Origin of the sequence: Kitasatospora sp. NPDC058406, assembly GCF_042722765.1 — a bacterium.
In the GTDB taxonomy this organism is placed as follows: Bacteria; Actinomycetota; Actinomycetes; order Streptomycetales; family Streptomycetaceae; genus Kitasatospora.
In genome coordinates this window covers 1-6,218 of the sequence record NZ_JBHXKE010000093.1, presented here as the reverse complement: position 1 = coordinate 6,218, position 6,218 = coordinate 1, and the positions used below count along the sequence as shown (strand labels likewise).

Annotated in this window: 6 protein-coding genes and 1 pseudogene; 4 read left to right on the top strand and 3 right to left on the bottom strand. The window is 73.2% G+C overall.

Annotated features, from left to right (window positions below):
- The first annotated feature begins 87 nt into the window (after positions 1-87).
- The gene (locus tag ACFWOG_RS19725) at positions 88-792 is read left to right on the top strand and encodes a SpaA isopeptide-forming pilin-related protein (protein WP_329948121.1); all 705 of its coding nucleotides are present in this window, start codon (positions 88-90) and stop codon (positions 790-792) included.
- 124 nt (positions 793-916) lie between these two features.
- On the opposite strand, the gene ACFWOG_RS19720 is transcribed toward ACFWOG_RS19725, so the two are convergent.
- Positions 917-1,576: a ThuA domain-containing protein gene (locus tag ACFWOG_RS19720; RefSeq protein WP_329948120.1), complete on the bottom strand. Its 660-nt coding sequence runs from the start codon at positions 1,574-1,576 to the stop codon at positions 917-919.
- A 109-nt stretch (positions 1,577-1,685) separates the two neighbouring features.
- Here ACFWOG_RS19720 and ACFWOG_RS19715 point away from each other — a divergent pair, with 109 nt between their 5' ends.
- The gene (locus ACFWOG_RS19715) at positions 1,686-2,018 is read left to right on the top strand and encodes a YnfA family protein (protein ID WP_329879413.1); all 333 of its coding nucleotides are present in this window, start codon (positions 1,686-1,688) and stop codon (positions 2,016-2,018) included.
- A gap of 266 nt (positions 2,019-2,284) precedes the next feature.
- On the opposite strand, the gene ACFWOG_RS19710 is transcribed toward ACFWOG_RS19715, so the two are convergent.
- On the bottom strand, positions 2,285-3,499 hold the full coding sequence (locus tag ACFWOG_RS19710; protein WP_329879412.1) for a pyridoxal phosphate-dependent aminotransferase: 1,215 nt from the start codon (positions 3,497-3,499) through the stop codon (positions 2,285-2,287).
- A 97-nt stretch (positions 3,500-3,596) separates the two neighbouring features.
- Here ACFWOG_RS19710 and ACFWOG_RS19705 point away from each other — a divergent pair.
- Both ACFWOG_RS19705 and ACFWOG_RS19700 read left to right on the top strand, forming a co-directional pair.
- Positions 3,597-3,947: pseudogene (locus tag ACFWOG_RS19705) on the top strand (winged helix-turn-helix transcriptional regulator); the annotation flags it as partial.
- A gap of 526 nt (positions 3,948-4,473) precedes the next feature.
- Positions 4,474-5,292, top strand: coding sequence for an SGNH/GDSL hydrolase family protein (locus ACFWOG_RS19700; protein ID WP_380359892.1), 819 nt, complete (start codon positions 4,474-4,476; stop codon positions 5,290-5,292).
- Positions 5,293-5,340: 48 nt separating this feature from the next.
- Here the strand turns inward: ACFWOG_RS19700 and ACFWOG_RS19695 are convergent.
- On the bottom strand, positions 5,341-6,218 hold an 878-nt coding region (locus tag ACFWOG_RS19695), incomplete at its 5' end, for a DUF2079 domain-containing protein (protein WP_380359890.1).

Genomic DNA, 6,218 nt, shown 5'->3' with positions numbered 1-6,218 from the left:
GCTGCCCCGCCCGGGTATCAGTTGCCTGCTTCGCCGGTGTTCGGTCCGTTGGTTCTGACTCCGGCGAATGCTTCGGCCGGTGTGCAGGTGACGGCTGCTGATCTGCCGCAGCCCCCGGTGACGGGTGAGGTCCGGGTCCTGAAGAAGGACGCGAACACGGGCGCGGTCCTGGCCGGTGCGGTGTTCGAGCTGTGGAAGGAGACCAACGGCATCCCCGGTCTGCAGACGACCGGCGTGAACCCCGACACCCAGGTCGGCGCCCCGTGCACCACCGGCGCCGACGGCCTCTGCCGACGGACGGTGGAGGTCGGCGGGTACTACTGGCGTGAGACCGCTGCCCCGCCCGGGTACCAGCTGCCGTCCCTGCCGGTCTTCGGTCCGCTGGTCCTGACGGCGCAGAACGCGTCCGAGGGCGTCCAGATCACGGCGCGCGACTGCCCGTCGCCGAAGCCGCCGGCCGACGGCTCGATCCACCTCACCAAGAAGGACGACAAGTCGGGCAGGCCGCTGGCCGGCGCCGTGTTCGAGCTGTGGAAGGAGACCAACGGCATCCCCGGTCTGCAGACCGGTGGGCCCAACCCCGACACCCGCTCGGGTGCGTCCTGCACCACCAGCGCCGATGGCGGGTGCGACTTCAGGCACCTGTCGGCGGGCCAGTACTACCTGCGGGAGACCGTCGCGCCTCCGGGCTACGACCTTCCGCGTGACCCGGTGACCTGCCCCTACACGGTCGACGAGGACGACTGCGTCACCGTCGTGCTGACCAACAAGAAGCACGACGACGACTGCTAGGAACCGAGGAAGCCGGGAACCCGGGACCCGGGAACCCGACGACGCAGGAGCGTCGGACTGTCGGAATGCCGGACCCGCCCGGAGCCCCCGTGCTCCGGGCGGGTCCGCCATGTCCGGCCCGCCCTCAGACGAGGACGTGCCGCAGGCCCCCGAGCAGGTGGGCGCGGAAGGCCGGGTCCGTGTACGCCTCGGGCGCGTGGCCGAGGGAGGTGTAGAAGGTGGGGACGCCGTCGTGCTCGCCGCACCAGGCGATCGGGTGCCGGTCGGCCGACCCCATCGAGGCGCCCCGGTAGTCGGCCTCGTCGACGGTGAGCAGGACCCGGGCGCCGCCTTCGCGCGGGTCGGAGCGGAAGTCGTACCACTCGTCGGTCCAGTCCCAGCGGGCCGGGAGATGCGCGGTGGACGGGTGGTCGGCGTCGGCGACCCGGACGACGGCGGGCTGGATCGGCGGGTGCCGGTCGAAGCGGGCGCCGACCAGGCCCTCGAACCAGGGCCACCCGTACGCGGTGGTGGAGGCCGCGTGCACGCCCAGCCAGCCGTGGCCGGCGGTCAGGTGGGCGCGCAGCGCGTCCTGCCCGGCCTCGTCGAGCACCTCGCCGCCCGTGGAGAGGAAGACCACGGCCGCGTACCGGCGCAGGGCGTCCGGCCGGAAGACGGCCGGGTCCTCGGTGGCGTCGGCGGTGAAGCCGTGCCGTTCGCCCAGCTCGTGCAGCGCGCGGGTGCCGTCCAGTGCCGAGGCGTGCGGGAAGCGGAGGTTGCGACGGTAGATCAGGATCCGGGCCATGGGGGCGATCCTGCCAGGTGCCCGGGCGGGCGCGGCCGGGCGTTCCGTCGGCGAGGGCCGGGACGGCGACCGCGCCGGGGTCCGGGGGCGCGTCGTAGGCTCTCGGATCATGACCGTCCTGCGCTCCGCCCTCCTGTTCGTCCTCGCCGCCCTCCTGGAGATCGGGGGCGCGTGGATGGTCTGGCAGGGGGTGCGTGAGCACCGCGGGTGGGCGTGGATCGGGGCGGGCGTCGTCGCGCTCGGTGCCTACGGCTTTGTGGCGACCCTGCAGCCGGACGGCAACTTCGGTCGGGTGCTGGCCGCGTACGGCGGGGTGTTCGTGGCCGGCTCGCTGCTCTGGGGCATGGCGGTGGACGGCTTCCGGCCGACCCGGTACGACGTGGTCGGGGCACTGGTCTGCCTCGCGGGCGTCGCCGTGATCATGTACGGCCCCCGGCGCTGAATCCGGCCCCGGCTCTCACCTGCCGGACGGGTCGTGCGGTGCCGAAGCCCCCTGCCCACGTCTCGGGGAGTCCCGAACGGTCGGCACACCACGCGATCTGCTGCGCGCCCCTTTCGGGTTCCGGGCGCCGGGGCGGCGGGTGCACGCGAGCGACCCCGCGGACCGGGGTGTCCGCGGGGTCGGGCCTTGAACGGGGTCGGGCCTTGAACGGGGCGGGGCGGGGCCGGGGCGTGCCGATGCGGCGGGTCCGCCCGGCTGCGGCCCGGTTACGTCTGGCGGTAGGTGGCCAGGAAGCGGCCGATCCGGTTGATCGCGGTCTCCAGGTCGTCGGCCCGGGGGAGGGTGACGAAGCGGAAGTGGTCCGGGCGGGGCCAGTTGAAGCCGGTGCCCTGGACGACGTGGATCTTCTCGCGGAGCAGCAGGTCCAGGACGAACCGCTCGTCGTCGACGATCCGGTGGACGGCGGGGTCCAGTTTGGCGAACGCGTACAGCGCGCCCTTGGGGCGGACGCAGCTGACGCCGGGGATCTCGTTGAGCGCCTTGTGGGCGACGTCGCGCTGCTCGGCGAGGCGGCCGGTGGGCAGGACCAGGTCGTTGATGGACTGGTGGCCGCCGAGCGCGGCCTGGACGGCGTACTGGGCCGGGACGTTGGGGCAGAGCCGCATGCCGGAGAGCATGGTGAGGCCCTCCAGATAGTCGGACGCGTGCTGCTTGGGTCCGGACACGACCAGCCAGCCGCTGCGGAAGCCGGCCACCCGGTAGGACTTGGAGAGGCCGTTGAAGGTGAGGGTGAGGACGTCGTCGGCGAGCGCGGCCAGGCAGTGGTGCTCGGTGCCGTCGTAGAGGATCTTGTCGTAGATCTCGTCGGCGAGGACCATCAGGTGGTGCCGGCGGGCGAGGTCGAGGATGCCCTCCAGCAGTTCCTTCGGATAGACGGCGCCGGTGGGGTTGTTGGGGTTGATGACGACGATCGCCTTGGTACGGGCGGTGATCTTCGACGCGATGTCGTCGAGGTCCGGGTACCACTCCGCCTCCTCGTCGCAGACGTAGTGCACCGCCTTGCCGCCGGCCAGCCGGATCACGGCGGTCCAGAGCGGGTAGTCCGGCATCGGGACGAGCACCTCGTCGCCGTCGTCCACGAGTGCGGTGACGGACATCTGGATCAGCTCGGAGACGCCGTTGCCGAGGTAGACGTCGTTGACGGTGACGCCGCTGACGCCGCGCTGCTGGTAGTACTGCACGACGGCGCGCCGGGCGGGCAGGATGCCGCGGGAGTCGCTGTAGCCGTGGGCGTTGGGGAGGTTGCGGATGATGTCCTGGATGATCTCCTCGGGCGCCTCGAAGCCGAACGTGGCCGGGTTGCCGGTGTTCAGCCGGAGCACGCTGTGCCCGGCCTCCTCCAGTGCGTTGGCCTGGTCGACCACCGGGCCGCGGATCTCGTAGCACACGTCATTCAGCTTGCTGGACTGCCGAAACTCCATCTGCGGCCTCCCGACCGTCACACCGCGTGGATCCTTCTTGCTTTGTTCTACCAAGTAAGCACTTGGAAAGTCCAACCTTTTGGCTATGCTGATCCACATGTCACGCCGAAGCTACGACCAGTACTGCGCCGTCGCCCGCGCCCTGGACGCGGTGGGGGAGCGCTGGAGCCTCCTGATCGTCCGTGAACTCCTCGCCGGCCCGCGCCGCTACACCGACCTGCACGCCGACCTGCCCGGAGTCTCCACCGACATCCTCGCCGCGCGCCTCAAGCAGTTGGAGGGTGAGGGGCTGGTGGAGCGGCGGCGGCTGGAGCGGCCGGCCAACGCCACCGTCTACGAGCTGACCGCGCGCGGCGCCTCGCTCCGGCCGGTCGTCGACGCGCTCGGAGCCTGGGGGCTCCCGGCGCTCGGCGAGCAGCGGCCGACCGATGCGGTGCGATCGCACTGGATCACCGGGGAGGTGGATCCGGGGACGGCTCCGGACGGGGAACGGGACGCGGGCCGGGACGCGGACGGAGCTCCGGAGGCTTCGGGAAGACCGGCAGACAGGGCGATGCTCGCGGGCTAGGGTCCGCCGGGCTCCGGGCGCCGCGCTTGGTCCGCCCGCCCGGCCGGGGCGGTGACCTCCCTGTGTGGCTCCGGTTCCGCCCGCCCGGCCGGGGGGACACGGCCCGGCACCGCGGGGGCGCCCGTGTGGGAGGCGCCGCACCCGCGGCCCGGCGGTGGGGAGCTGCTGCGGCGCCCGGCTCCCCCGAGACCGGCCGTCGATCCGCGCAGACGGCCCGCACTGCTCGCGGCGTCCGTCCCTCCCGACCTGCACCACTCTGCCGGGCGGCGATAAACGGCGGATCGACATCCGCTTGTCGCGGTCGTTCACCGGGCAGCGGCGGCCGTGCCGCGGTCCGGTCGCGGGAGGGGTCCGCCCCGGGACGCGCGGGCGCTGCGCGTACGATCGTCGGGCCATCCAGAAGACTGTGGAGAACGCCGTGCGCCACGCGCCCACCACCTACAGCAGTTACGTCGCCGTCGGGGACTCCTTCACCGAGGGCATGTGCGACGAACTGTCGCCCGACGGTCACTATCGGGGCTGGGCGGACCGCCTCGCCGAGCGCCTCGCCGCCGAGCGGCCGGCCGGGGACTTCCGGTACGCCAACCTCGCCGTCCGCGGCAAACTCATCGGCCAGATCCACGACGAGCAGATCGACACCGCCACCGCCATGGGCGCCGACCTGGTCACCCTGGCCGGCGGCCTCAACGACGTGCTGCGTCCCCGCTGTGACGTCGTCCGCGTCGAGGAACTGCTCGGCCGCTCCGCCACCGAGCTGCGCGCCACCGGCGCCACCGTCGTCCTGTTCACCAGCACCGACCCGACGCGGCGGATGGCCGGCTCGGCCCGCCTGCTCCCGGCCATCCTGCGGATGAAGGCCTTCGTCCACGAGCTCGCCCAGGACCCGGGCATCGCCGTGGTCGACCTCTTCTCCGCGCCCTGCTTCGACGACCGGCGGCTCTGGTCGGAGGACCGGCTGCACCTCTCGCCCGAAGGTCACCGCCGGGTCGCCGAGGCCGTGCTGGAGGCGCTCGGCCGCCCCACCGCAATCGACTGGCGTGCCCCGCTGGCGCCCGCCGACCCCCCGCGCCGCACGGAGAAGCTGGCCGCCGACGCCCGCTGGGCCCGGACCCACCTGGGTCCGTGGGTCGGCCGCAGGCTCACCGGCCGCTCCTCCGGCGACGGCCGCGCGCCCAAGCGCGCGGAACTGCTGCCGTTCGAGGCCCGCGAGGCTCAGGGGGCGTAGCGGCCGGCCGGCCGGCCCGGAGGCGGCCACCCGCAGGCAGGTGCCCCCTCAGCCCCGGAAGAGGTGGTGACCGACGTCCGAGGGCACCTCGTCCTGGTACGGGGTGGAGTCCGGACCGGGTACGTGCTCGCCCGGGACCGGCTCGGTGCTCTCGCGGTGCAGCAGCACGACACCGTCCTCCGACCAGAGCGTCCGGTAACCGTGCGCCAGCAGCAGGTCGATCCTGGCCGCCTGCTCGCGGTCGGTCCGGAACGGGAAGGACCGCTTGTCGGCGCGGATCAGCACGTACTCGCGCCCGCGCGGCTTCTCGTCCACCAGGACCACGTTCGTCCGGGCCGTCAGCCGGGGCGCCGCCTGGTTGTCGGCCTCGACGGACGCGCCGTCCGGGATCCGTGCCGCGCCGCGCAGCAGCGCGGCCTCGCTCGCCTTCGGCTGCCAGTAGGCGGGCACGAACAGGTTCGCCGCCCCGAGCGGCAGCGCCGCCGCTACGGTGACGGCGGCCGCCGCCACACCGAGGCGTCGGGTCAGTGCCCGGTCGTGGTGGCGGCCCAGCACCTCCAGTGCGGCGACCAGCAGGATCGGCCAGAGGAACGCGTCGTAGTGCCGGGCGACCGACCAGTGGTTCGGGTTGCTGGAGAGCACCCGCTCGGCCAGCAGCGGCAGCGCGCAGAGGATCGTTGCGGAACGCAGCGGGAGGAGGAACAGCGTGCCGAAGATCCAGAGCAGCAGCAGCGGCTTCAGCGGCGCGTCGACGAGGGCCGAGAGGAGCCGGGTCGGATCGGAGAGCACGTTGGCCACCGCCGAGCCGCCGTCCTCGCCGAGCGCCTGGTAGTTCCAGTAGTAGCCGGGCACCCCGCCCATGGCCGGGACCAGCCAGGCGATGGCGACCACCGAGGCGAGCGGCCCGCCGAGCAGCAGCCCGGTGC

Bases quoted from the DNA above. Each gene is read 5' to 3' on its own strand.
- ACFWOG_RS19720 (WP_329948120.1), bottom strand. From the start codon at position 1,576: ATGGCCCGGATCCTGATCTACCGTCGCAACCTCCGCTTCCCGCACGCC.
- ACFWOG_RS19715 (WP_329879413.1), top strand. From the start codon at position 1,686: ATGACCGTCCTGCGCTCCGCCCTCCTGTTCGTCCTCGCCGCCCTCCTG.
- ACFWOG_RS19710 (WP_329879412.1), bottom strand. From the start codon at position 3,499: ATGGAGTTTCGGCAGTCCAGCAAGCTGAATGACGTGTGCTACGAGATC.